General features: G+C 37.4%; 18 protein-coding genes. 10 read left to right on the top strand and 8 right to left on the bottom strand.

The window, feature by feature from the left end; all coding sequences use genetic code 11:
• The first annotated feature begins 248 nt into the window (after nucleotides 1–248).
• The 8 genes from GQR60_RS11830 to GQR60_RS11795 all read left to right on the top strand — a co-directional run bounded on the left by GQR60_RS11830 (nucleotide 249) and on the right by GQR60_RS11795 (nucleotide 10,961).
• Nucleotides 249–1,493, top strand: coding sequence for an ROK family protein (locus GQR60_RS11830; protein ID WP_124993127.1), 1,245 nt, complete (start codon nucleotides 249–251; stop codon nucleotides 1,491–1,493).
• A 340-nt stretch (nucleotides 1,494–1,833) separates the two neighbouring features.
• On the top strand, nucleotides 1,834–2,733 hold the full coding sequence (locus GQR60_RS11825; protein ID WP_124993126.1) for a nucleotidyltransferase family protein: 900 nt from the start codon (nucleotides 1,834–1,836) through the stop codon (nucleotides 2,731–2,733).
• A gap of 17 nt (nucleotides 2,734–2,750) precedes the next feature.
• Nucleotides 2,751–4,130 carry a phosphoglucosamine mutase gene (gene glmM, locus GQR60_RS11820; protein ID WP_124993125.1) on the top strand — a complete coding sequence of 460 codons (1,380 nt, stop codon included), beginning with the start codon at nucleotides 2,751–2,753 and terminating at the stop codon, nucleotides 4,128–4,130.
• A 63-nt stretch (nucleotides 4,131–4,193) separates the two neighbouring features.
• Entirely contained in the window at nucleotides 4,194–5,417 is a 1,224-nt protein-coding gene (gluP, locus tag GQR60_RS11815; protein WP_225441407.1) for a glucose/galactose MFS transporter, read from the top strand.
• Between the two features lie 56 nt (nucleotides 5,418–5,473).
• Nucleotides 5,474–6,580 carry a phosphotransferase enzyme family protein gene (locus GQR60_RS11810; protein WP_124993124.1) on the top strand — a complete coding sequence of 369 codons (1,107 nt, stop codon included), beginning with the start codon at nucleotides 5,474–5,476 and terminating at the stop codon, nucleotides 6,578–6,580.
• 134 nt (nucleotides 6,581–6,714) lie between these two features.
• On the top strand, nucleotides 6,715–9,042 hold the full coding sequence (locus GQR60_RS11805) for a glucosamine-6-phosphate isomerase (protein ID WP_124993123.1): 2,328 nt from the start codon (nucleotides 6,715–6,717) through the stop codon (nucleotides 9,040–9,042).
• A 63-nt stretch (nucleotides 9,043–9,105) separates the two neighbouring features.
• Nucleotides 9,106–9,753 carry a carbohydrate-binding family 9-like protein gene (locus GQR60_RS11800; RefSeq protein WP_124993122.1) on the top strand — a complete coding sequence of 216 codons (648 nt, stop codon included), beginning with the start codon at nucleotides 9,106–9,108 and terminating at the stop codon, nucleotides 9,751–9,753.
• 254 nt (nucleotides 9,754–10,007) lie between these two features.
• On the top strand, nucleotides 10,008–10,961 hold the full coding sequence (locus GQR60_RS11795; protein WP_124993121.1) for an ROK family protein: 954 nt from the start codon (nucleotides 10,008–10,010) through the stop codon (nucleotides 10,959–10,961).
• Between the two features lie 62 nt (nucleotides 10,962–11,023).
• Here GQR60_RS11795 and GQR60_RS11790 read toward each other — a convergent pair whose 3' ends face one another.
• Nucleotides 11,024–11,272 (bottom strand): hypothetical protein, encoded by a 249-nt coding sequence (locus tag GQR60_RS11790; RefSeq protein ID WP_124993120.1) that lies wholly within the window; start codon nucleotides 11,270–11,272, stop codon nucleotides 11,024–11,026.
• 94 nt (nucleotides 11,273–11,366) lie between these two features.
• Here GQR60_RS11790 and galE point away from each other — a divergent pair, with 94 nt between their 5' ends.
• Nucleotides 11,367–12,383: a UDP-glucose 4-epimerase GalE gene (gene galE / locus GQR60_RS11785; protein ID WP_124993119.1), complete on the top strand. Its 1,017-nt coding sequence runs from the start codon at nucleotides 11,367–11,369 to the stop codon at nucleotides 12,381–12,383.
• A 103-nt stretch (nucleotides 12,384–12,486) separates the two neighbouring features.
• Here the strand turns inward: galE and GQR60_RS11780 are convergent, their stop codons facing one another.
• The 7 genes from GQR60_RS11780 to uxaC all read right to left on the bottom strand — a co-directional run bounded on the left by GQR60_RS11780 (nucleotide 12,487) and on the right by uxaC (nucleotide 20,408).
• Nucleotides 12,487–13,545, bottom strand: coding sequence for a LacI family DNA-binding transcriptional regulator (locus tag GQR60_RS11780; protein ID WP_124993118.1), 1,059 nt, complete (start codon nucleotides 13,543–13,545; stop codon nucleotides 12,487–12,489).
• Nucleotides 13,546–13,685: 140 nt separating this feature from the next.
• Nucleotides 13,686–14,996, bottom strand: coding sequence for an MFS transporter (locus GQR60_RS11775; RefSeq protein ID WP_124993117.1), 1,311 nt, complete (start codon nucleotides 14,994–14,996; stop codon nucleotides 13,686–13,688).
• Nucleotides 14,997–15,007: 11 nt separating this feature from the next.
• Nucleotides 15,008–16,198: a mannonate dehydratase gene (uxuA, locus tag GQR60_RS11770; protein ID WP_124993116.1), complete on the bottom strand. Its 1,191-nt coding sequence runs from the start codon at nucleotides 16,196–16,198 to the stop codon at nucleotides 15,008–15,010.
• A gap of 114 nt (nucleotides 16,199–16,312) precedes the next feature.
• Nucleotides 16,313–17,152, bottom strand: coding sequence for an SDR family oxidoreductase (locus GQR60_RS11765; RefSeq protein WP_124993115.1), 840 nt, complete (start codon nucleotides 17,150–17,152; stop codon nucleotides 16,313–16,315).
• A 6-nt stretch (nucleotides 17,153–17,158) separates the two neighbouring features.
• Complete coding sequence (locus tag GQR60_RS11760; protein WP_225441406.1) at nucleotides 17,159–17,932, bottom strand: bifunctional 4-hydroxy-2-oxoglutarate aldolase/2-dehydro-3-deoxy-phosphogluconate aldolase; 774 nt, start codon at nucleotides 17,930–17,932, stop codon at nucleotides 17,159–17,161.
• Nucleotides 17,933–17,942: 10 nt separating this feature from the next.
• Nucleotides 17,943–18,980, bottom strand: a complete 1,038-nt coding sequence (locus GQR60_RS11755) for a sugar kinase (RefSeq protein WP_124993114.1) — start codon at nucleotides 18,978–18,980, stop codon at nucleotides 17,943–17,945.
• 24 nt (nucleotides 18,981–19,004) lie between these two features.
• A complete protein-coding gene (uxaC, locus tag GQR60_RS11750; RefSeq protein ID WP_124993113.1) occupies nucleotides 19,005–20,408 on the bottom strand; it encodes a glucuronate isomerase in 1,404 nt (467 codons plus the stop codon).
• Nucleotides 20,409–21,203: 795 nt separating this feature from the next.
• Here uxaC and GQR60_RS11745 point away from each other — a divergent pair.
• Nucleotides 21,204–24,404, top strand: coding sequence for a SusC/RagA family TonB-linked outer membrane protein (locus GQR60_RS11745; protein ID WP_225441405.1), 3,201 nt, complete (start codon nucleotides 21,204–21,206; stop codon nucleotides 24,402–24,404).
• Nucleotides 24,405–24,411 lie beyond the last annotated feature (7 nt).

Below are 24,411 nucleotides of genomic sequence, written 5' to 3'. Positions count from 1 at the left end.
CGAAAAGAGAATCGGGAAAAGTGATTGTGAATTAAGGATTTTTAAGAATACAGTAAAATTAATGCCGGGATATAATGGTTCTTTATAAAGCGATAATTATTTTTTTGTCCGCTTTGGGCCTTAATAAGGCCTAGTATTTACTAGGGACTTATTAATAATTCCATTTTAAAGAACCAACATCTTTTATAATATTTTTTAAAAGATGTTGGTTCTTTGTGAAAACTATATATATTTATCCTTTGAAAAAAATGATTAAAAGCGAGATTAAATTGGAATTAGAATTTCTATACGAAAAAACACTGGCAGGTACTGTTAATGCTAAAAAGAGGAAGCAGAACCAGTATCGTAAAATAATATCCCATTTGTATTACAATGGAGTTGCTTCAATTGCAGAAATCGTGAAAACGGCAAAAATGAGTCAGCCTTTGGTTGCTTCGCTTGTTGAAGATCTTTTGGGTTTTGGGGTGATTCTTGAAAATGGAATTGGAGAATCAATTGGAGGAAGACGTCCAAATTTATATTGTATGAATCCTGAATATCAATATGTAGTTGGTGTTGATATTAATCTGCATACACTCAATTTAGCTGTTTTCGACTTGAATAATCAGTTGATATACCGCGAAGAGTTTAAAGAATTTGAGTTGGAAAATAGCAGTGAGTATTGTCAGGCATTGATTGGAAAAATTAATGTTGCTCTTGAAACAATAAGTATTGAGCGGGAAAAGGTGTTGGCTGTAGGGATTTCAATTCCTGGTTTGGTTGATGCTGAAAATGGATTGACCCATACGCATTTGTCGTTTGCAGAAGATGGTTTAAGGGCTTACCTGAACTGGGAACTGGGATTTCCAATTTTGCTCGACAATGATGCCCGTACCATGGCATTAGGCGAGAAAGCTTTTGGAAAGGCCAAAGATAAAAAGAATGTGTTGTGCTTGAATTTAAGTAATGGTATTGGTTTAGGAATGATTTTGAATGGCGAATTGCATAGTGGTAAAAATGGATTTGCAGGTGAGTTTGGCCATATTTTAATCGATCCTGAGGGAACACTTTGTAATTGCGGGAAAATTGGTTGTTTGGAAACTTTAACATCAGGGAAGATTTTGGTGCGGCAAATAAAGGAAGGAATTGAGAGAGGGCAGGAAAGTTTTTTAGCCAAATATAAGGATGAGGGGAAAAAGATTGATTTAAGAGCTGTTGTTGATGCAATTTTAGCTGGTGATCAGTTTGCTATTGACCAATTGAACAAGATGTGTGAATATCTGGGGAAAGGTTTGGTGACTTTGATTCACTTACTGAATCCTGAAATGATAATTATTGGAGGAAGATTGGCTCAGGCAGGAAAATATATAATCAGTCCGGTAAGCATGTGGATGAATAAATATGCTATGGATAAAATTAGTTCGGAGACTGAGCTGGTAAATTCAGATTTGCTGGATGATGCCGCTCTTATGGGAACTATGGCAAACGTTATGAAGAAAATAGTTAGTGATTAGTTAAGAAGAGAATTGTCTCCCTGTTGTTTTCAACTTGCGTTGAAGATTTGTGTAGAAGTAGTGTTCTTACGGGGAGCAATTTTCATAAAGTATGGTGACCATCTGCCTTTTCTAAAAACCATTGGAACATTGTAGTAGTAGTGATGCACGGCAGGTGGTTGCTTTTTTTGAGAAAATCTTTACAGAAATGTATTGGTAAGGATAAAATTGAAGAGTAAAAATTGATTTAGAATTAAATAAGATATGAAACGTCCATGCCAAGACTGTTTTGACACACATGGGGATGATATTCCCAGCTTGGTAAGTTCCATATGGCAACTAAAAAACAAACTATAATAATATGAAACCTACGTTATTGGTATTAGCTGCAGGAATGGGAAGTCGGTATGGGGGATTGAAGCAGATCGATCCGATTGGGCCAACGAATGAAACTATTATTGATTATTCGATATATGATGCAATTGAGGCCGGTTTTGGTAAGATTGTTTTTGTGATTAGAGAGAGTTTTGAGGAAGAGTTTAAAGAACTTTTTAATGCAAAACTAGCAGGGAAGATTGAAGTTGATTACGTAAATCAGGAAATAGGAAAGGTTCCTGAGGGATCAGTATATAATCTGGAACGCGAAAAACCTTGGGGAACAGGTCATGCAATTTTAATGGCTAAAGACTGTATTAATGAACCTTTTGCAGTAATTAATGCAGACGATTACTATGGCGTTGAGGCTTTTACAACTATTGCGGAGTATTTAAGCAACACTATTACTGATGAAGAAAACTGCATGGTTGGCTACCAGCTAGGCAATACCATTTCAGAAAATGGTTCGGTATCAAGAGGAGTTTGCGGAACAAATGAGAATGATCACCTGACTGCCGTTGTTGAGCGGACTCATATTGAGAAGTTGGAAAATGGAATCGCATACAAGGAGAATGAAGAGTGGGTTCAGCTGGTTCCGCAAACGACTGTGTCGATGAATTTTTGGGGTTTTACTCCTAAACTATTCGATTATTTGGAAGCTCAGTTTATCCTTTTTCTGAAAGAAGAAGGGAATCAGTTGAAATCTGAATTTTTTATTCCTTCTGAAGTTGCCAATATTATTAAAGATGGAAAAACACAGGTTAAAGTATTGAAGTCGGATGCTCAGTGGTTTGGAGTAACTTATCGGGAAGATAAAGAAAAAGCGGTTAAAGCGATTGGTAAATTGATAGAGAAGGGAACATATCCTTCAAAGTTGTGGGCATAATTTTATAGGAGAGAAAAATGACTTTAATAAAATCAATATCAGGTATTAGAGGTACTATTGGAGGAAGACCCGGGCAATGCTTAACACCAATGGATATCGTCAGCATATCAGGAGCTTTTGGCATGTGGCTCCGAAACAGCGGTGCCGCTAAAAAAGTAATCGTTGGCCGTGACGCCAGAATCAGTGGAGAGATGGTAAACCAACTGGTGGTTGGGGCATTGCTTTCAGTTGGTATCGAAGTGGTTGACCTTGGATTGGCAACAACTCCATCAGTAGAAATGGCTGTTACCGATTTAAAAGCCGGCGGAGGTATTATTATTACAGCAAGTCACAATCCTAAAAATTGGAATGCACTTAAATTATTAAATGCAAAAGGCGAATTTATTTCTGATCAGGATGGGAAGGATTTGCTGCATCTTGTTGAGAAACAGGATTTCAATTACAATGATGTTGATGATTTAGGAAAGTACTCTAAGAAAGATGATTATTTAGAGACTCATATTCAGCATATTCTTAATTTGCCTTTGGTGGATAAAATACTAATTGAAGAAGCTGATTTTTCTATTGCAGTTGATGCTGTAAGTTCGGTGGGAGGAATTGCAATTCCTCAATTACTGAAAGCTTTAGGAGTGAAACAGGTGACGGAAATCAATTGCTGTCCTGATGGTAATTTTGCTCATAATCCGGAACCTCTCCCTGAAAATATTGTGGAAATATCGGAATGTGTTAAGAATGAAAAGTTAGATCTTGGTATTGTTGTAGATCCGGACGTTGATCGCTTGGCTTTGGTTTGTGAAAACGGACAGGCATTTGGCGAAGAATACACTTTGGTGTCGGTGGCTGATTATGTACTTCAAAATACAAAAGGCAGTTTAGTTGCCAATTTATCGTCAACCATGGCACTTCGGGAAATTGCTAAAAAGCATGGCGTTGAGTTCTATGAATCAGCAGTAGGCGAGGTAAATGTGGTGCGCGAAATGAAGAATCATTTGGCAGTAATAGGTGGTGAGGGCAACGGAGGTGTGATTTATCCTGAATTGCACAATGGAAGAGATGCGCTTGTTGGAGTGGCATTGTTTCTTACCTATTTGGCAAAATCAAAATTAACCTGTTCAGAACTACGGGCAGGTTATCCCGATTATAAAATCGTAAAACAAAAATTAGAATTAGAGGGTGTTTCCAATTTGGATGGCATAATGGATCAGGTTCGCAGAAAATTTATCGATTATCCCTGCAATACGATTGACGGATTGAAGATTAGTTTTCCGGAGGGATGGGTACACCTCAGAAAATCAAATACGGAGCCCATTATTCGAATTTACTCCGAAGCAACTACGGAAGAGTATGCTCGTAATTTAATGGATTATGTAAAGCAGTTGATGAAAAACACAATTTGAGGAAGTGATGATTTTAGACTTTAGAATATAATATAGAAATAGTAATCTTATAAATTTTAAATTATGGTAAGTGCACAAGTGGTGGATACTAAAGTAAATAGGTACGTAGTTCCTCTTATTATAGTTGGAGTAATGTTTTTCGCAATTGGATTTGCACTGGGGATAAACAGTTATATTATTCCGCTTTTAAATAAAGCTTTGGATATTTCTTCTGCCGAATCATACTTAGTGATTGCAGCTACTTTCTCAGCCTTTCTGATTTTTGGATATCCAGCATCATTGGTGATTGGTAAAATCGGCTACAAAAAAACAATGGCATTATCTTTTATCATGTTTGCAGTTGGTTTTTATTTATTTATTCCTTCTGCAAGAATGGAAAGTCTGCCTCTGTTTTTGCTGGCTTCCTTCATTAGCGGTATGGGAAATACTTTTCTGCAGGCTTCTGTCAATCCGTACATTACCATATTAGGACCTATTGAAAGTGCCGCAAAGCGGATGAGTTATATGGGGATCGCCAATAAATTGGCCTGGCCGATTGCGCCGTTATTTTTGGCATTGATTATTGGAAAAGAAGTGGACAATGTATCACTGATCGATATTAACATCCCTTTTTACATTATTATTGGTGTCTTTGTTCTTTTGGGAGTATTGGCTCTGTTGGCTAAACTGCCTGAAGTAAAAGCAGTAGGAGAAGATGAAGATTCAGCACACGATTGTCCTTATGCAGCAAATAAAACATCTGTTTGGCAGTTTCCGCACCTTTTGTTAGGCGTGTTTGCTCTTTTCCTGTATGTTGGAGTTGAAACCGTTTCGTTAGGAACCTTGGTTGATTATGCAACTGCTCTGGGCTTAGCCAATGCGGAATATTATGCATGGATTGCGCCGATAGGTATGGTTATTGGATACATCTGCGGAGCCGCTTTAATTCCTAAATATCTTAATCAGGCTACAGCCCTTCGAATTTGCGCGGTAACAGCCTTGTTTGGATCATTAATGGTTGTGCTTTCACCTCAAGATTTATCAATCTACTTTATTTCATTTATGGCTTTAGGATGTTCCTTAATGTGGCCCGCTTTGTGGCCGCTTGCAATGACTGATTTGGGAAAATTCACTAAAGCAGGCTCATCCTTAATGGTTATCGCAATTGTTGGCGGCGCTTTAATTCCAACGATTTACGGTTTTATGAAGGATTTTGCCGGAGCACAAAATGCCTACTGGGTTTGTGTTCCTTGTTTTCTTTATATTCTTTATTACGGTTTAAAAGGACATAAAATAAGAACAAAATAATGAATCCAATTTGGGCATGAGTAATCATTTACTGTGCCCTCATTCAAAGATGAAATATGACGAATACTTTAAAAGAAATAGCTTCAAAATTCTCTGTTGAAGGGGAAATAGCAGATATTAAACCTCTTGGAGAAGGGTTTATTAACGATACATTTATTGTAACAACCCTTGCTGAAGAAGACCCAAGCTATTTATTTCAACGCAAGAATAAGAACATCTTTAAGGATGTGCCCGGAATGATGGGGAATATCTTAAAAGTGACAACTCACCTTAAGCAGAAAATAGCTGCAGCAGGTGGTGATATCATACGCGAAGCAATGACAATTACACCTGCAAAGAATGGTGATTTGTTTTACAAAGATGAAGAGGGCGACTTTTGGGCAATGTGTCTTTTTATTAAAGACAACCTGACTTATGAAGCTGCGGACAGTCCGGAATTGGCTTATGCAGGAGGAAAGGGAATCGGTAAGTTTCAATTGATGTTATCGGATATGAAAGAACCATTGGTAGATATTCTTCCAGGCTTTCATAACATCAGATTTCGTTTTAAGCAGTGGGATGAAGTGTTGAGAAAAGATCCTGCAGGCCGTAAGGCTGGATTGACTGAAGAGATTGCCTGGGTTGAGAATCGCCGTGAGGAAATGCTTGAATTCTGGACTCTGGTTGAGAACGGAACCATTCCTACACGGGTAACTCATAACGACACAAAAATCAACAACATTCTTTTTGATAAAGAGGGAAATGATTTGTGTGTGATCGATTTGGATACCGTATTGAACAGCACGGTGCTGAATGATTATGGTGATGCTATGAGATCATACACCAATACTGGTTTAGAGGATGATAAGAATTTGGATCAGGTGAGCATGGATATGGAAATATTCAAGGCTTATACCAAAGGATATCTGGAAGAAGCAGTTTCGTTTTTAACAGCTTCGGAATTGGAATACCTTGCTTTTTCCGCCAGATACATCACTTTCGAACAAGTTCTTCGGTTTTTAATGGACTACATCGACGGAGATCAGTATTATAAAATAAAATCACCGCAGCACAATTTAATCAGAACTCATTCTCAATACAAATTATTAACAAGCATGGAAGAGCAATATGAGCAAATGAAGCAAGTGGTATCAAAATACAGCAAAGAATTATCAGTGCAGTAAAAGGAGTTTTATTTCTGATACCAAACCCGGTATTTAATCGTGTGGTAGCGTAATTTAAAACAAACAGTTATTTTCTCACGAAAGTGAAGTGTTTTAAACGAGTAAGGTTAAGAGATTATAGAAATAAAAAGAAAATGAAAACATTATTTACATCAAAAGTAGAGCAGGCATTCTATGAATTATCAGGAGTGCAGGAAGTTACAGCCAAAATACCTTATGTAACGGTTGATAATTTTCCAAAATTGGGTTTGATGACTTCACTTCGTTTTTTGGAGTGGGCAGAACAAAATCCTCAGGGAGTAATTAGTTTACCAACCGGTAAAACTCCGGAGTATTTTATCAAGTATACTCAGTTTCTTCTTGAGAATTGGAACAAGCCTAAAGGAATCGAAATCCGCAGTCAGTATGGACTTGGAAACATGGCTAAACCAGATTTGAGTGGTTTGCAGTTTGTTCAGATTGATGAGTTTTATCCAATTGATCCGCGTCAGCACAATAGTTTTTACAACTATGTGATGAAATACTATATTGATGGTTTTGGACTGGAGAAATCCAATTCATTACTAATTAATTCAGAGGAAATTCCATTGGTGGATAATAAACATTTTCTGGAAGTTTTTCCCGATTACAATATTGATTTGTCGCTTCGTTACCGCGAGGCAACAAGTGTTGTGGAAGAGATGCAGCAGAAATCAATTTTCATGATTGATAACTGGTGTACTTCTTACGAGCAAAAAATCCGCGATAAAGGCGGCATCGGGTTTTTCCTGGGCGGAATTGGTCCTGATGGTCATATTGCTTTTAACACCCGTGGATCGGATCATTTTTCGACTACACGGTTAACCAAGACAAATTTCGAGACACAAGCAGTTGCAGCAGGTGATTTGGGTGGAATAGAAGTATCAAGAAACCGTTTGGTTATCACAATTGGTTTGGATACAATTACCCACAATCGAGATGCGGTTTCAATCATTTTTGCTGCCGGTGAAGCTAAAGCTGATATCGTAAAAGGATCACTGGAAAGCGAACCTGATGCAATTTATCCGGCTTCGGTACTGCAGCGTCAGAAAAACAGTCGTTTTTATTTAACAACAGGAGCGGCCTGTAAATTGACGGATAGTGTGAACCAATTTTACAAAACAGGAGATTGGACACATGCGAAAAGCGAAAGAGCGGTTATCGATCTGTGTCAGAAAATCAATAAATATGGTCACCATTTAACTTTGGAAGATTTAAAGGCTGATCCTTACACCAGTCAAATTCCTGATTTGAATGAAGGAACTGTTCAGACTGTTATTGATTCCATCAAAAGGAAGTTGGAAAAAGGGATGAAACCTGATACCAACGAGGTAATTTATCATACCGGCCCTCATCATGATGATATCATGCTGGGAATTATGCCGTACACCAACCGTCAGATGCGTTCAGCAACTAACGATGTTCATTTTTCTGTTCTTACATCTGGTTTTACCGCAGTAACGAATGGTTTTGTGATTGGTGTATTAAAAGAGTGTCAGGAATTTATCACCAAAGGTGAAATTCAAATGTTGGAATATCCTGATTTCTTCGAGGTAGGATTTAGTAAGAAATGGGATAAAGATGTGTATCATTTCCTGAATTCGGTTGCGGCCCGAAATCAGAACGGAAAGCGAAGAGGTTTGTGTCATCGTGTAATTCGTTCCATTGTTGAAACCTGGAAAGTAAACAGCAAGGAGCATCTGAATGAGACAATTGCTTTTATTATTGCAGATTTGGAAAGCAGTTACGATGGAGGTAAAAATACTTCTGAAGTTCAGAAAATGAAAGGGATGATTCGTGAGTTTGAAGAGGAGTTGGTTTGGGCTCATTTCGGTACTCCTGTTAAAAATGTTCACCACTTGCGTTTGGGTTTTTATAAAGGCGATGTGTTCACCGAAACCCCTGAAAAGAACAGGGATATGCTTCCGGTTTTGGAGGAATTCAGAAAATACAAACCAACAATTATTAGTTTGGCTATGGATCCGGAAGGAAGTGGACCGGATACCCATTATAAAGTATTGCAAGCCATTGCAGGAGCAGTTAAGGAGTGGAAAGAGGAAGAGGATTTATCGAAACTTCGAATTGTTGGTTACCGAAATGTTTGGTTTAAATACCATCCTTCCGAAGCCGATTCGATTGTTCCGGTTTCTTTGAATGCTCTTGATGTTATGGAGAATTCATTTACCGAAAGTTATTTAAGTCAGGTGAATGCATCTTTTCCAAGCTACGAGTACGATGGCAAATTCAACGAGCTGACACAAAAGGTTTGGGTGCAGCAGTTGAAGCAAATTCAATTGCTTTTAGGCAAGAACTTCTTTTACGAAAATAATCATCCGTTGGTAAGAGCTACTCATGGTTTGGTTTATATAAAGGAGATGAATGCTGAAGAGTTTGTGTCTATGGCACAGGGTCTTGAGAAAGCAGTTGAAGAAAATCCGTTTTAAGTACCACACATAAATACCCCGGATCGGGAGACAATTGTCTCTCGGTCCACTTTTTTTAAGTATATGACGGAATATATCGTAAAACGAATAAAACAAGGCCTTTTAACAATTACAGGACAAGAAATGCATCCCGTATGGGAAATGGCTGATGTAAACTCTGACTTTACTTTTCCATGGGAAAATCAGAAAGCTCCAAAAACTAATTTTAGAGCTTTGCATGATGATGAGTATTTTTATTTCCGATTCGATGCGGAAGATGAAAATGTTCTCAGCTTTGTAGATAAGGATCATAAGATGGAAGTTGTTCATTCCGACCGAGTGGAGATCTTTTTCAGACAAGATGAAAAATTAAATCCGTATTATTGTTTGGAAATGGATGCCCGTGGTCGGGTTTTGGATTATGTAACCTGCTATTACCGCGATTTCGATTATGAGTGGTCGTGGCCCGAATCTAAAGATCTGGATGTAAAAGCTTCGGTAAATACAAACGGTTATGTAGTGGAAGGAGCTGTAAAACTATCTTCACTGGAAGGTTTGGGCTTATTAAAAGACTGTGTGTTGGAAGCAGGTTTGTATCGTGGATACTGTATGAAATTACCTGAAGGAAACAAAGAGGCTGACTTGAGATGGATCTCCTGGGTGAAACCGGATTCTAAGGAACCGGATTTTCATATTCCGTCATCATTTGGCAGGTTGAAGTTAGAGGCCTAATAAAAAGAAAGAATTAGCTTTGCTAAGTAATTTGTGTGTAAGTCTTACTTTTCACTAGCAAAACCGGAGCAGTACTAGTCCAACAACCGGAGTAGTACTAGTCCGACAACCGGAGCAGTACTAGTCCAACAACCGGAGTAGTGCTAGTCCAACAACAGGAGCAGTACTAGTCCAACAACTGGAGCAGTACTAGTCCGATAACAGGAGTAGTATCAGGGCTGTTTTTATTGGAAAGCAAATTAGAATAAATTGGAATGACAGATATAGCAATAGGTATAGACATAGGAGGAACCAATACAGTTTTTTCGTGTATTGATGCAAACGGAAAATCATGGGGGAATGGAACCATTCCTACTCAGGAGCAGGAACGGTTTGAGGATTTTCTGAATGACTTATGTGATTCAATTGATAAGACGATTGAAGATTCAGATGAGGATCTTAAATTAATTGGAATAGGTATTGGAGCTCCCAATGGAAATTTCCATACCGGGACGATTGAAAATGCTGCCAATTTACGGTGGAAAGGATTGCTGGAAATTTCCCGTTTGGTGAAGGAACGCATGAATGTACCTGTAAAATTAACCAATGATGCCAATGCTGCCGCTTTGGGTGAACGTATATTTGGAGGTGCCAAAAACATGGATGATTACATGGTGATTACTCTGGGTACCGGTTTGGGAAGCGGCATTGTTGTAAACGGCGATTTGCTTTACGGACATGATGGATTTGCCGGAGAAGTAGGACACATTATTATGCGCCCGGAAGGACGTGAGTGCGGGTGCGGACGAAGAGGTTGTTTGGAGACTTATGTATCGGCTACCGGAGTAAAACGGACTGCTTATAAAATGTTGGCAAAACATTTGGGTGATAGTTCTTTGCGGGCAATTCCGTTTAATGAATTGAATGCGAAAATGGTTGCTGATGCAGCTAATGACGGAGATCTGCTTGCAATGGAAGTGTTTGCCTATACCGGGAAAATGTTAGGGGAAGCTTTGGCGAATGTGGCATCGGTAACGAGTCCTAAAGCCATTTTCTTTTTTGGAGGATTGGCGAAAGCAGGCGAGCTTCTTTTTGAACCTGTTCGTGAGGCAATGGAAAAGAATTTACTGTTCCTGTATAAAAATAAAATTAGCCTGTTGCATTCTGAATTAGGCGATGATGCTGCGGTTCTTGGGGCAGCCGCTTTAATCTGGAACGATCGGGCATAATGAAATTACAATAAATACAATATTTGCTAAGGCCGTTTCTTAAAGTAATGAAACGGTTTTTTTTATTTCGGACTACTTCCTGGTTTGGGTATTGCTTTTGAAGTAGGAACCGGTCCAATCACATAAGATTTTGATCCCAAATACAAATCAGAATTCATCATTTCGTCCCAGCTTACTTCTTTTTCGGGATAATCGAAAGTCCATTTTACAGAGCCATCAGGATTATAAATCGTATTTTCACAATTTGTACTTCCTTTGCTGTCTTGAATAAGATCAGAAATTGAATTGCAGCTTTGTGTGATATCAGGCAAGCTGCCGTTGACGGAGGACAGAAAATACTTGCTGATGCCGGACTTCCTAAAGCAAAAGAATTGTAAATTTGTTTTTGATACTAAATTATATTAAATGAACAAACAAATTCTGGTAACCGGCGGAACTGGCTTTATAGGTTCACATACTGTTGTTGAGTTGCAAAACAGTGGTTACGATGTGGTGATTGTAGATAATCTTTCGAATTCGAAAGTAGAAGTGTTGAATAAAATCAAAGAAATATCCGGCATTCGTCCAAAATTCGAGCAGTTTGATTTAACCGACAGACAAAAAGTAAAGGATTTCTTTCATAAATATTCGGATATAGAAGCAATTATTCATTTTGCGGCATCGAAGGCTGTTGGTGAATCGGTTGAAAAACCATTGATGTACTACAACAATAATCTGAATTCTTTGATGAATATCATGGAGTCGATGATGGAATTTAATGTATCCAATCTTGTATTCTCATCTTCGTGTACAGTATACGGACAACCTGATTGTTTGCCGGTAACTGAGCAAACTCCAAGAAAAGAAGCAGAATCTCCATACGGAAATACCAAAACTATTTGTGAGGATATAATTCGTGATACCATTAAAGCATGTCCATCGCTTAAGGGGATTGCACTTAGATATTTTAACCCGATTGGTGCACATGCTACGGCAAAAATTGGGGAGTTGCCTTTAGGCGTGCCAAATAATTTGATTCCTTTCCTTACACAAACTGTGGCAGGTATTCGCCCGGAGTTGAGTGTATTTGGAGATGATTATGACACTGCCGACGGTTCAGCAATTCGGGATTATATTCATGTGGTGGATTTGGCTAAGGCTCATGTTGTTGCCATTGAAAGATTATTGAATAACAGAAATAAGGAAAACTACGAGTATTTCAATGTTGGTACAGGAAACGGCGTTTCTGTTCTTGAGATTATTAAATCATTTGAAAGAGCAACGGGAGAGAAAGTTCCTCATAAAATTGTAGCTCGTCGTGCAGGTGATATCGAAAAAATATATGCCGATACGTCCTTTGCAAATGAGGAGTTAGGATGGAAAGCAGAGAGCACTCTTGACGAAACGCTTCTTTCTGCCTGGAAATGGCAATTGAATATTTGAAATTTATACCAAGTCGCTAAGAATTATTTTAACGCCTGTCATTTAATTGATAGGCGTTATTCTTTTGATCGTGAATTACAATTTGTAAAAGGAGTGTTGAAAACTAAGCCTCATACAATTTAATACATTCCTGATTGATAATATCAACAGGAAGATACTCATCTTTTGGAATAGCGTGATTCAAAAGAACATATTCGAATAATTTTTTTACGGCTTTAAATCCTTGTTGGTGAGGATGCTGACCAATTAAGAAATTGATGGTTCCGTGATTTAGATATTTGATGTTTTGTTCGATAGGATCAAAACCTACAAGAATAATATCACTTAGTTCGTTGCCAATCAGATATCTTGCTATTTTATAAACCTTGGATCCTGTTATAAAAATGGCTTTTATGTTCTTGTTTTTCTTGATTACAGAATCTAATTTTTCTTTAATAATTTCAGTATCAGATTTAGGAATTTCAATACTTATTTTCAGACCTTGATTTTTTCCTTTATCCATAAAATAGCTTAAAAATCCTTGTGTTCTTTGATTTAAGTGATGAACATTTTCCAGATTTTTAGCCAGATTAATAATTAAAATATCTCCATTTTCGGGAATGCCAAAGTCTATTAAATTAGCGGCAACCCTTCCTCCATGAAAACCATCACTGCCAACATAAGCTAAATAGTTGCTTTTCGATAATTTTGATTCGATAAAAACATATGGAATTCCTTTTTTATCAAGTTTTTCGGTGAAATCAAGACTCTCTTTTGAGAAAATAGGGGAAAACACAACCCCTGAAGGATTAAGCTCTAAGATTGCTTCGGTTTGCTTTATAAAATCTTGTTCATTGTAATGCTCGAAAAAGAAATTTTTGACTTTTACTTGAAATTGTTCTAATTCCAAGGCGGCTTCAGTAATACCATTTAATGGTCTTTTCCAAAATATATCTTCCTCGGTTGGGCTTGGTAACAAAGATGCAAAAACACATTGCTTTTTAGAAGTAAGTGCTCTGGCAATAAGGTTAGGTTGATAGTTATTTACTTTTGCAATTTCCAGAATTTTATTCTTGGTTTCTTCCGCAACTTCTCCGCGATTGTGGAGTACACGATCTACCGTACCAACAGAAACACCTGCCTGTTCAGCTATGTCTTTTATTCGAATCTTCGCTTTGGTCATTTCTAGTAAATAAAAAAATCAGGAAGGAATTTATCCTTCCTGAAATTAACAAACTCTAACTACAATTATGAAACAAAAGTAATACATTTACTCATAAAAAATTTAGAATCCTAAGAGTAAAGTATTGAGGGGTTTATTAATTATTGAATTGGATTTAAATTTTCATCCAAAGGTCGCATTTTTGGCATTAATATATGTACCAAACCTAATAGGATTAGATAGGATGAACCGGCAACTAAAAATGCCCAGAAAAATCCTGTATTATTTGCATTATCAAGAACTGATCCTAGAATTACATTACTAATAATTCCAGCTACAGCACCTACCATACCACCAATACCAACAACAGATGCTACTGCTTTTTTAGGAAATACATCTGAAGCCAGAGTAAATAAATTAGCAGACCATGCTTGATGACCGGCAGCACCTAAACTAATTAAGATAATAGCAATCCATTTACTTTCTGTATAAGCAACAAAACAAACAGGTAGAATCACCATAGCACAAATTAGCAGGGTTAATTTACGGGCTTTATTTAGCGACCATCCTTTTTTTATAAACGCACCAGAAAGCCAACCGCCGAAAATACTACCTCCATCTGCGATTAAATAAATAACCAAGAAAGGCAAGCCCATATCGTGAATTTTTACATCAAAATTATCTGCAAGGAATATGGCACCCCAGAAAAGATAAAACCACCAAACAGCATCGGTTACTTTAGCTAGTGAGAATGCCCAGGTTTGTTTCTTTAAAATAACATTTTTCCATGGAAGTTTTTCAATTGATTCAACCTCGGAATCACTTTGAATGAATACCAATTCTTCTTTTGAAATTTTTGGATGATCTTCTGGCTTTTTATAAGTTCTGTACCACATATAAACCCATATTGCACTAAGTGCACCAGTAATCAAAAATGGAATTTGCCAGTTAACTAATTCCCCTTGACCTCTGTCTCCGCCACTCCAATATACAATAGCTCCAACAACAAAAGGTGCTGCAATGGCTCCAACACTAGTAGCAGCGTTAAAAATACCAGTTGCAAAAGCTCTCTCTTTCTTAGGAAACCATTCCGCAACAGTTTTAATTGCAGCCGGGAAGTTACCCGATTCTCCAAATCCCAGACCGAATCGTGCACCCATGAATCCAATTAAACTGAAACCTCGACCTACAGCAGCATGTGCCATCCCAAAGAGACTCCAGACACCAATAGATAATATGTATCCTTTTTTGGTTCCTAATTTGTCAATGATTCCTCCCATTGAGATTAAACCGATTGCATAAGCAATTTGAAATACCACAAGAATATTTGAATAATCTTGTTTTGTCCAACCGAAATATTCGATTAGCTCGGGAGACATTACTCCCATAATACTTCTGTCGAAATAGTTGATACTGGTAGCCATAAAAAGCATCGCCAGTATTCTATATCGATAATTCTTAATTTTGAGCATTTATTTAGTTTTTAGTTTGATTTTAAACCTGCAGTTAATCCTTGTTCTAAACCACGTAGCTCTGCCAATCCTTTCATTCTACCATATAAAGAATATCCTGGGTTTGTTTTCTTTGGAAGATCATCCAGCATTTTATTTCCATGATCGGGACGCATAGGAATTTGCCAGTCTTTTCGGCCTGATTCCTTACGTTCTTTTTCTTCTATCAGTAAAGCTTTCATTACAGCCGGAATATCAATATCTCCATCAAACAAGTAGTTTTCGAAGAAGTTTCCTTCCTCGTCTCTAGTCACATTTCTAAGATGAACAAAATTAATTCGGGGAGCTAATATCTTTGTCATTTCCGGCAGATCATTAAAATGACCAGCACCAAACGATCCTGTACACAATGTAATTCCATTTGAAACCGAGTCAACTACTTTAGTTAATTCCAAAGCGTCTTCGACGGTGCTGACAACTCTGGGTAAGCCAAGTAAAGCACGTGGCGGATCATCCGGGTGAATTGCCATTCTTACGCCTGCTTGTTCGGCAACAGGAATAATTTCCTGCAAAAACTCATGCAAATGTTTTTTTAATTTTGGCGCATCAATTTCTTTGTAGCCATCCAATACTTTTTGGAAACTTTCCAAAGTGTATGATTCTTCGGCACCAGGAAGACCTGCAATTACATTTCGGGTAATTTTTTCGATTTCTTCTGCTGACATCAATTTGAATTTGGTCTCAGCTTTTTTCAAAATATCTTCAGAATAATCTTGTCTTGAATTTTCTCTCTTTAGGATGAAGACATCAAAAGCTGCGAATATTTCAATGTCAAATTTAAGAGCATTGGAGCCATCTCCCGCTTCAAAGGCTAAATCGGTTCTAGACCAATCCAAAACAGGCATAAAATTGTAGCAAATGGTTTCAATACCACATTTACCTAAGTTTTTGATGCTCTGCTTGTAATTTTCTATGTATACTTTGTAATTGCCGGTCTGTTTTTTTATATCCTCATGAACTGGAACACTCTCAACCACCGACCAAGTTAGTCCGGCAGCTTCAATTTCGGATATTCTTTTTTTGATTTCGTCAATGGGCCATGCTTCTCCGTTTGGAATTTGATGAAGAGCTGATACAATACCGGTTGCTCCGGTTTGTCTTATTTCCTGAAGTGAGATTGGATCGTTTGGACCGTACCATCTCCATGTTTGTTCTAATGACATGCTGTTTGTTTTATAGTTAATGAACAAAACGGACAAGAGGTGATTGAATTCTTGTTCCGTTTTGTCACATAAACACGCTAACCTAAATAATATATAATTAAAACTAAAAGCCTGCTAAACTCCACTATACGCACTAAATCCTCCATCAACAGGAATAACAACCCCTGTAACAAAAGCAGACCAGTCCGATAACAGATATAGTAGGGTACCCTGTAATTCTTCAGGAGTACCGTAACGTTCCATTGGTGTATTGTTAATAATTTTTACGCCTCGTGCAGTTGGTTCACCTGTTGCTTCATCGGTTAGTAAAAACCGATTCTGATTTGTCAACAAAAATCCAGGAGCTATTGCATTTACACGTACTCCCATTTTTGAAAAATGAACTGCTAACCATTGCGTAAAATTGTTCACAGAAGCTTTAGCTGCCGAATATGCTGCAATTCTGGTCAGTGGACGGTAAGAGTTCATCGAAGACACATTTACTATTGAACCTCCTTTTTTCTCAATCATATCCATGGCAAACACCATCGTTGGAAGAATCGTTCCTTTAAAGTTCAAATCAAAAACTCTATCAAAACCTTCCATTTTCATTCCAAAGAAAGTTTCTTCCAAATTTTCAAGATCAGAATCTACCATTTGATCTACACCAGATGTAGCCAGAGGAGAATTCCCTCCGGCTCCATTGATAAGATAATCTACACTCCCCAGCTTATTATTGATTATCCTCTTTGCTTCCTGCAGTGATTCTTTATCAAGTACGCTTGCTGCAACCCCGATTGAAGAAACATTGTATTTGGTTTCAATTTCCTGAGCTAATTTTTCAACAGCATCAGCATTAATATCAATCAATGCCGTTTTTACACCCATTGCAGCCAATGATTTAGCCATGGCAGAGCAAATTACTCCTCCGGCACCGGTAACAACGGCTACTTTATTTCTTAAATTGGTTTCCATTTTGGTTTATTTTCTGATTTCTTTGATGATAGAGATAGCATTGGCAGTTGCAGCTTCAATTGCTTCGTAATTGAATGATCCATCTGCATTTTTCACCATCAGCTGAGATCCCATTCCTACACAATGAACACCTGCATTGAACCATTCTGTCAGGTTTCCGACTTCTGGTTTAACTCCTCCTGTTGGCATAATTGAAGACCATGAGAAAGGACCTTTTACGGCTTTTACAAACTCAGGACCACCCACTTGTTCTCCGGGGAATATTTTTACAACCTCAGCACCTAATTCTTCAGCGTAGGATATTTCTGTTAACGATCCACAACCCGGTGACCAGGCTATTTTCCGACGATTACAAACTTTAGCCATTTCCGCATTTAAGATTGGAGAAACAATAAAATTTGCACCCAACTGGATGTATAACGAAGTTGTACCGGCATCGATAATAGACCCGACACCTAAAATCATTTCCGGACATTCTTTAGCAGTCCATTTAATTAGTTCTGCGAAAACTTCATGTGCAAAATCGCCGCGGTTAACGAATTCAAATACGCGGGCACCACCTTTGTAGCACGCTTTAACGATTTCTTTACAAACTTCTATATCTGAATGAAAGAATACAGGAATCATTCCCACTTCTTTCATTTTTAAAGCAACTTCTATTCTTGAATATTGAGCCATTTCGTTATTAATTATGAATTGAGAATTATGAATTATAAATGAAGAATTATGAATTATAAATGAAGAATTATGAATGAAGAATACTTCAATCATATAATTCATAACTCATAATTTATCTAGCAACCCGTCCGGATGCATCACCTTCCATTAACTTCACAACTTCGTCAACAGTAACTTGATTGTAATCGCCATAGATTGTATGTTTCAAGCAAGATGCTGCAACCGCAAAATTGAGAGCTTTCTGATCATCTTTTGGCCATGTAATTAATCCGTAAATTAATCCACCCATAAATGAATCACCGCCACCAACACGATCAACGATGTGCGTTATTTGGTACGTATTATTTGCTTTGTACAATTCTGTTCCATCATATAAAACACCTGTCCATGAATTGTGGTTTGCGCTGATAGATCCGCGTAAAGTGGTAATTACTTTTTTACAACGGGGAAATTGTTTCATGATTTGTTGAGAAACAGATAAGTAAGCTCCCGCTTCAACATGTCCGCCGGTAACATCAACACCTTCTGGTTTGATTCCTAAAACTTTTTCAGCATCTTCTTCGTTTCCTAATATTACGTCGCAGCCGGCAACTAATTCCGGCATAACTTCGTTGGCAGTTTTACCATATTTCCAAAGATTTTTTCGGTAGTTTAAATCAGTTGAAACGGTAATACCTCTTTTGTTGGCTTCTTTAATAGCTTGTAAGCAAACATCAGCTGCACCTTGTGAAATTGCCGGAGTAATACCTGTCCAATGAAACCATGATGCACCTTCAAATACTTTTTCCCAGTCAATCATTCCGATTTCAAGTTCTGCAGCAGCAGAATTAGCTCTGTCGTAAACCACTTTACTGCCTCGGCTAATAGCTCCAGTCTCCAAAAAATAAATTCCCAAACGATCTCCACCCCAAACGATGTTGTCAACACCAACGCCGTATTTTCTTAAATCCATCATACAAGCGTGGCCAATATCATTCTTTGGAAGTCGGCTTACAAAATCAACCTCAATGCCATAATTTGCCAAAGAAACGGCAACATTAGCTTCTCCTCCGCCATAAGTAGCGTTAAAATTATCAACTTGAGAAAATCTAGCATAACCTGGTGTTGCAAGTCTTAGCATGATTTCACCGAAAGTAACTACTTTATTCATCTTTATTATTTTGTTTGAGTAAGATTAAAAATTGAAATAATTTTTAGCATTATAGTAACAGATTCCCTGTACTACTTCCTTCAATAGTTCTTCGTTATACGGAATTAATCCCTTTTCAACATCGTTACCAATTAGGTTGCAAAGAATTCTGCGGAAATATTCGTGACGACTGTAGCTTAAGAATGATCTTGAGTCAGTTAGCATTCCAACAAATCGGCTTAAAAGACCAAGATTAGAAAGAGCATTCATTTGTTTTTCCATGCCATCTTTTTGATCCAGAAACCACCATCCTGATCCCCACTGAATTTTACCTGCTATCTCACCATCCTGAAAATTCCCTAGCATAGTTGCATAAACTTCGTTATGAGCAGGGTTTAGATTGTAAAGAATGGTTTTTGTTAATTTTTCTTCAGTAGCCAGGCGATTTAGGAATTTCGACATATCTTCAGCCACCAATTTGTCAGCAATTGAATCGAATCCGGTATCAGCACCTAATTTGTTGAACATTCCGGTGTTATTGTTGCGAATAGCACCAATATGGAATTGTTGAACCCATCCTTTTGAATGATCCAAAACAGCAAATTCATACAACATTGCTGATTTGAATTTTAAAATTTCTTTTTCGTTCAATTCTTCTCCTTTTCGGATCTTTACAAAAATTTCAGTGGCTTCATCATTTGTATATTCAGCGGCAAAAAATTGCTCTAAACCATGATCGGAAGCTTTACAACCCATTTCAGCAAAGAAATCATGTCTTTTTTGAAGTGCCGAAAGTAAATCTTCAAATGTGTTGATTTCCATTTCAGATGCAATTGCCAGTTTGTTGATGTATGCGTTGTATTCTGATGCATCATCAACAGCCATTGCTTTATCTGGTCTCCAAGATGGAACCACTTTGGTTTCAAATCCGGAATCTTTAATTGCTTTATGATATTCCAACGAATCGGCAGGATCATCGGTTGTACCGATAACTTCAACATTGGCTTTGCGAATTAAGCTTCTGCATGAAAACTCAGGAGTATTCAATTTTTCATTGCACTCGTTCCAGATTTCCTCTGAAGTATCAGGACTTAATATTTTTTCAATGCCAAATGGCTTTTTTAGCTCCAAATGTGTCCAGTGGTAAAGAGGGTTGCGCAGTGTATATGGAACAGTACAAGCCCAATTTTCGAATTTCTCTCTGTCAGAGGAAGATTCTCCGGTGATACCTTCTTCTTTTATACCGTTGGTTCTCATAGCTCTCCACTTGTAGTGGTCACCATATAACCATATCTGAGTCATGTTTTCAAATTGCTTATCATCCGCTATTTCTTTTGGGGAAATATGGCAGTGATAGTCGATAATTGGAAGATCGGCTGCAAATTCATGATACAGTTTTTTCGCTGTATCGGTCTCAAGAATAAAATCCTTGTCTAAAAATTTCTTCATCGATATTGTATCAAATAAGTTTCGTTTTCGCACACGGTGGTTTGTAAAAAAAAAAGGTTTAAAACGATTGTTTAAATAATTAGAACCTTTTCAAAGTTTAAATCTAAAACATTTCCGTGTTCGGACACGAAGGTAGTGTTGTTTTCTAATTATTGCAAATTCAGATTTGTTTTTTTCACAGAATTAGTTTTGCCTGATGTAATTTATTAAAAGATTTCTTCAGTGCCTTTCAATTGTAATCTAGACTTACAGTGGTTTGTGCTGATATAGTAAAAAAAAAGGAATGCAGTTTATTGATTAATCTGAAAGTTGTTATTTATTCGGATTCTAAAAAAGAGAAGTTCGTATCAATCACATCAAACCTTGTTACTTGTGCTGAGGTGATACAGTTTTATTCGTTTTGCTAAAGATTCAAAAATTAAAGAATAATCTAAGTTTTCCATTTCTATCATGATTTAGAATTACTATATAAGATGAATTTAAGGTTTTACAAGAGTTGTCACAATGAATCTTGGACTACAGAAGGGGGCACTTAATTCTAAATTTAATAAGGTTAAAATTTCATGTTGTGGTAAAAAAAAATGGTTTTGCGTGTAGTAATGTACTGATTAATAATGTTTAATACATTGTTTTGGTTTGTTGTAAATTAACATCTGCGGCATTAATTTGTATCATAAATGACACATGAGTTATCATTTCAACCCTCATCATTAACAAATTTTAACATGTTGGAGTAAGACCCGCGATATATTTGTAACATGTTTAATAACCGAGTTTTATTTAAATCAGATTTCTATGATGATTAAAAAAGCGAAATTAAAAATTCCGGTGCAATCGTTATCAAGGCAGTTGCTAATTTTTACTGGAATTGCGCTGATGTTGCTTTCAGCAACTGTGGCATATGGGCAGACAGAGCGAACCATAACGGGTGTTGTTGTATCTGCGACAGACGGTACGCCAATACCGGGTACAAATGTAGTTATAAAAGGAACTACAATTGGTGGAATTACCGATATTGATGGAAACTACTCTATTCAGGTTAACGAAAACGATGTCGTTGTTTTTTCTTTTATTGGATTTAGATCTCAGGAAGTTCTTATCTCCAATCAGCAGGTAATAAATATTGTATTGGCTGAAGATGTATCCAGCCTTGATGAAGTTATTGTTGTAGGTTATGGTGTTCAGCAGAAAAAGCTAGTGACTGGTGCTACTTCTCAGATGAAAGGAGATGCAATTCAAAAGCAAAATGCGACTAACCCTTTACAAGCCATGCAAGGTCAAACGGCCGGTGTTAATATTGCGTCTACTTCAGGGCAGCCAGGGTCAGACATGAGAGTAACCATTCGTGGTATTGGTACAGTTGGAGATTCTCAACCACTCTATATTATTGATGGAGTTCAGGGAGATATCACAACGGTAAATGCTTCGGACATTGAAAGTCTGGATGTATTAAAAGATGCTGCATCTGCTGCTATTTATGGTTCTCAGGCTGCTAATGGTGTTGTTTTGGTTACTACAAAACAGGGGAAAGCTGGAAAAGCACAAATTTCTTTTGATGCTTATTATGGTGTGCAAAATGTAGCAAGAACCACTGATATGCTGAACAGAGATCAATACATTACAATGATGCAGGAGCAAGCATTAAACTCAGGGTCAGCTTTGTATGATGCAAGTGTTTTTGATGGTGCTGCCGATACTGATTGGGTAGATCAAATGTTTACAGACAATGCTGTTACTGAGAATTATTCACTTGGAATTACCGGAGGAACAGATGCTTCTGTTTATGCTCTTTCCTTATCTTATATTGATCAGGAAGGTATTGTAGGTGGTGCAGATGTATCAAACTATGAACGATATGGCTTTCGTGTTAATACTGAGCACAAATTGTATGAAAATATTTTAAAGGTTGGTCAGCATATGAATTTCAATTATATTAAGAATAATGGAGTTGCTGTTGGGAATCAATATAGTAACAGCTTAAGAGGTGCATTTGGTACGTCTCCTTTATCACCAGTATATAGTGATAACAATATTTACGGCAGTCCTTACAATGACACATCTAATTCTCCTTGGAATACCGGTGATGGTAATCCTTACGGATCATTAATGACAAACAATAAGAATGCCAGCGATCAGCAAAAAATGCTTGCTGATATTTATGCGGAGTTAGAGCCTGTTAAAAATTTAAAAATCAAATCATTGTTTGGTTTTAACTATTATGCTTCTGAATATCGAAGTTATTCACCATTGTATCAGTTCTCTATTTATTCATACAACAATGATCACACTACAGTGAATCAAAACATGAGTAAAGGACATACCATGACTTGGACGAATACAGCAAGTTATAGTTTTGATCTTAATGAAGTACATAAGTTTGATGTATTGGCTGGTATGGAAGTTATTCGTTTTCAGGGAACTAAATTAGAAGGTTCAAATTGGGATCTGCTCTCACAGTTCGACAATTTCGGAGGTGCTTATCTTGATAACACAAGTGGACAAGCAGAGTTGGATAAAGATCCGGAAACAGGTGAAGTAAAAGGAGTTATTGAGAAACGCACAGTTGGAGGTGGACCAGAGGTGAAATCACGTCGTCTGTCCTATTTCGGTCGTTTGGGATACAACTACAAAGAAAAATACATGCTGAATGCGACTTTACGTGCAGATGCATCATCGAAATTTACCAAAGGGAATCGCTGGGGATATTTTCCATCTGTTTCAGCAGGTTGGGTTGCAACAAATGAACCATTTTTAGAATCGGTTAATACCTGGATGGATTTCCTTAAAGTAAGAGCAAGTTGGGGACAGGTAGGTAACCAGTCTATTGATGATTTTCAGTATGCAGCACCTGTTAATACATCAACCAATTTTTCAGGAACTGATCCAGCTGCTAATTATGTGTTTGGTACAGCACTGGTAAATACACCTGGAGCATATCCAAGCAGATTATCCAACCCAATTGTAAAATGGGAGACCTCGGAACAAACCAATATTGGTTTCGATGCTTATTTTATGAATAGTCGATTCGGTGTTAATGCAGATTTTTATGTGAAAAAAACCAAAGACTGGTTGGTAACAGCACCAATTTTAGCAACTGCAGGTACATCTGCTCCTGTTATTAATGGAGGTAATGTGAAAAATACAGGAATTGAATTGGCCTTAACATGGTCTGATAATATTGGAGATTTGAATTATCATATTGGTGTTAACGGTGCTTATAATAAAAACGAGGTAGGACAAATCCCTACTGATGATGGAATTATTCATGGCTTATCAAATATGTTGTATGATAATTCACCGGAGTTTTACAGAGCTGAAAATGGACATGCCATCGGATATTTCTGGGGTTATGCAACAGCTGGAATATTCCAAAGTGAGGCAGATATACAAGCTTGGCGAAATGCGGGAAATGGAATTTTGCAGGACGATGTAAAACCAGGTGATGTAAAATATGTAGATCAGGATAAAGATGGAATCGTAAATTCTGACGATAAAGTAGATTTGGGTAGTGGTATTCCTGATTTGACTTATGGTTTTAATCTTAGTTTGGACTACAAAGGATTTGATTTGGCAATTTCTGCTAATGGTGTTGTGGGGAATGAAATTGTACAGTCGTACCGGAACCAGGGGAATAAGAAGGCTAATTACACAACAGCTGTATTGCAGCGCTGGACTGGCGAAGGAACATCCAATAACATGCCGCGTGTTACAGAAACCAATGTAAACTGGCAATTCTCAGACCTTTATATACAAAATGGAGACTTCTTACGCATTAGTAATATTGCTTTGGGATATGATTTTAGCAGATTGACTAAAAACAAATTATTCAGTCAGCTGCGATTATATGCTGCTGTTCAAAACGCATTTACTTTTACAAAGTATGATGGTATGGATCCGGAAATAGGATATGGAACACAAAGTTGGGTGTCAGGGGTCGATTTAGGATATTACCCACGTCCTCGTACTTTCCTGATTGGTGTTAATCTTAAGTTTTAATGTTGAT

Origin of the sequence: Labilibaculum euxinicum (assembly GCF_009795715.1) — a bacterium.
Taxonomy (GTDB): domain Bacteria; phylum Bacteroidota; class Bacteroidia; order Bacteroidales; family Marinifilaceae; genus Labilibaculum; species Labilibaculum euxinus.
This window is presented reverse-complemented; position numbering and strand designations above follow the sequence as displayed.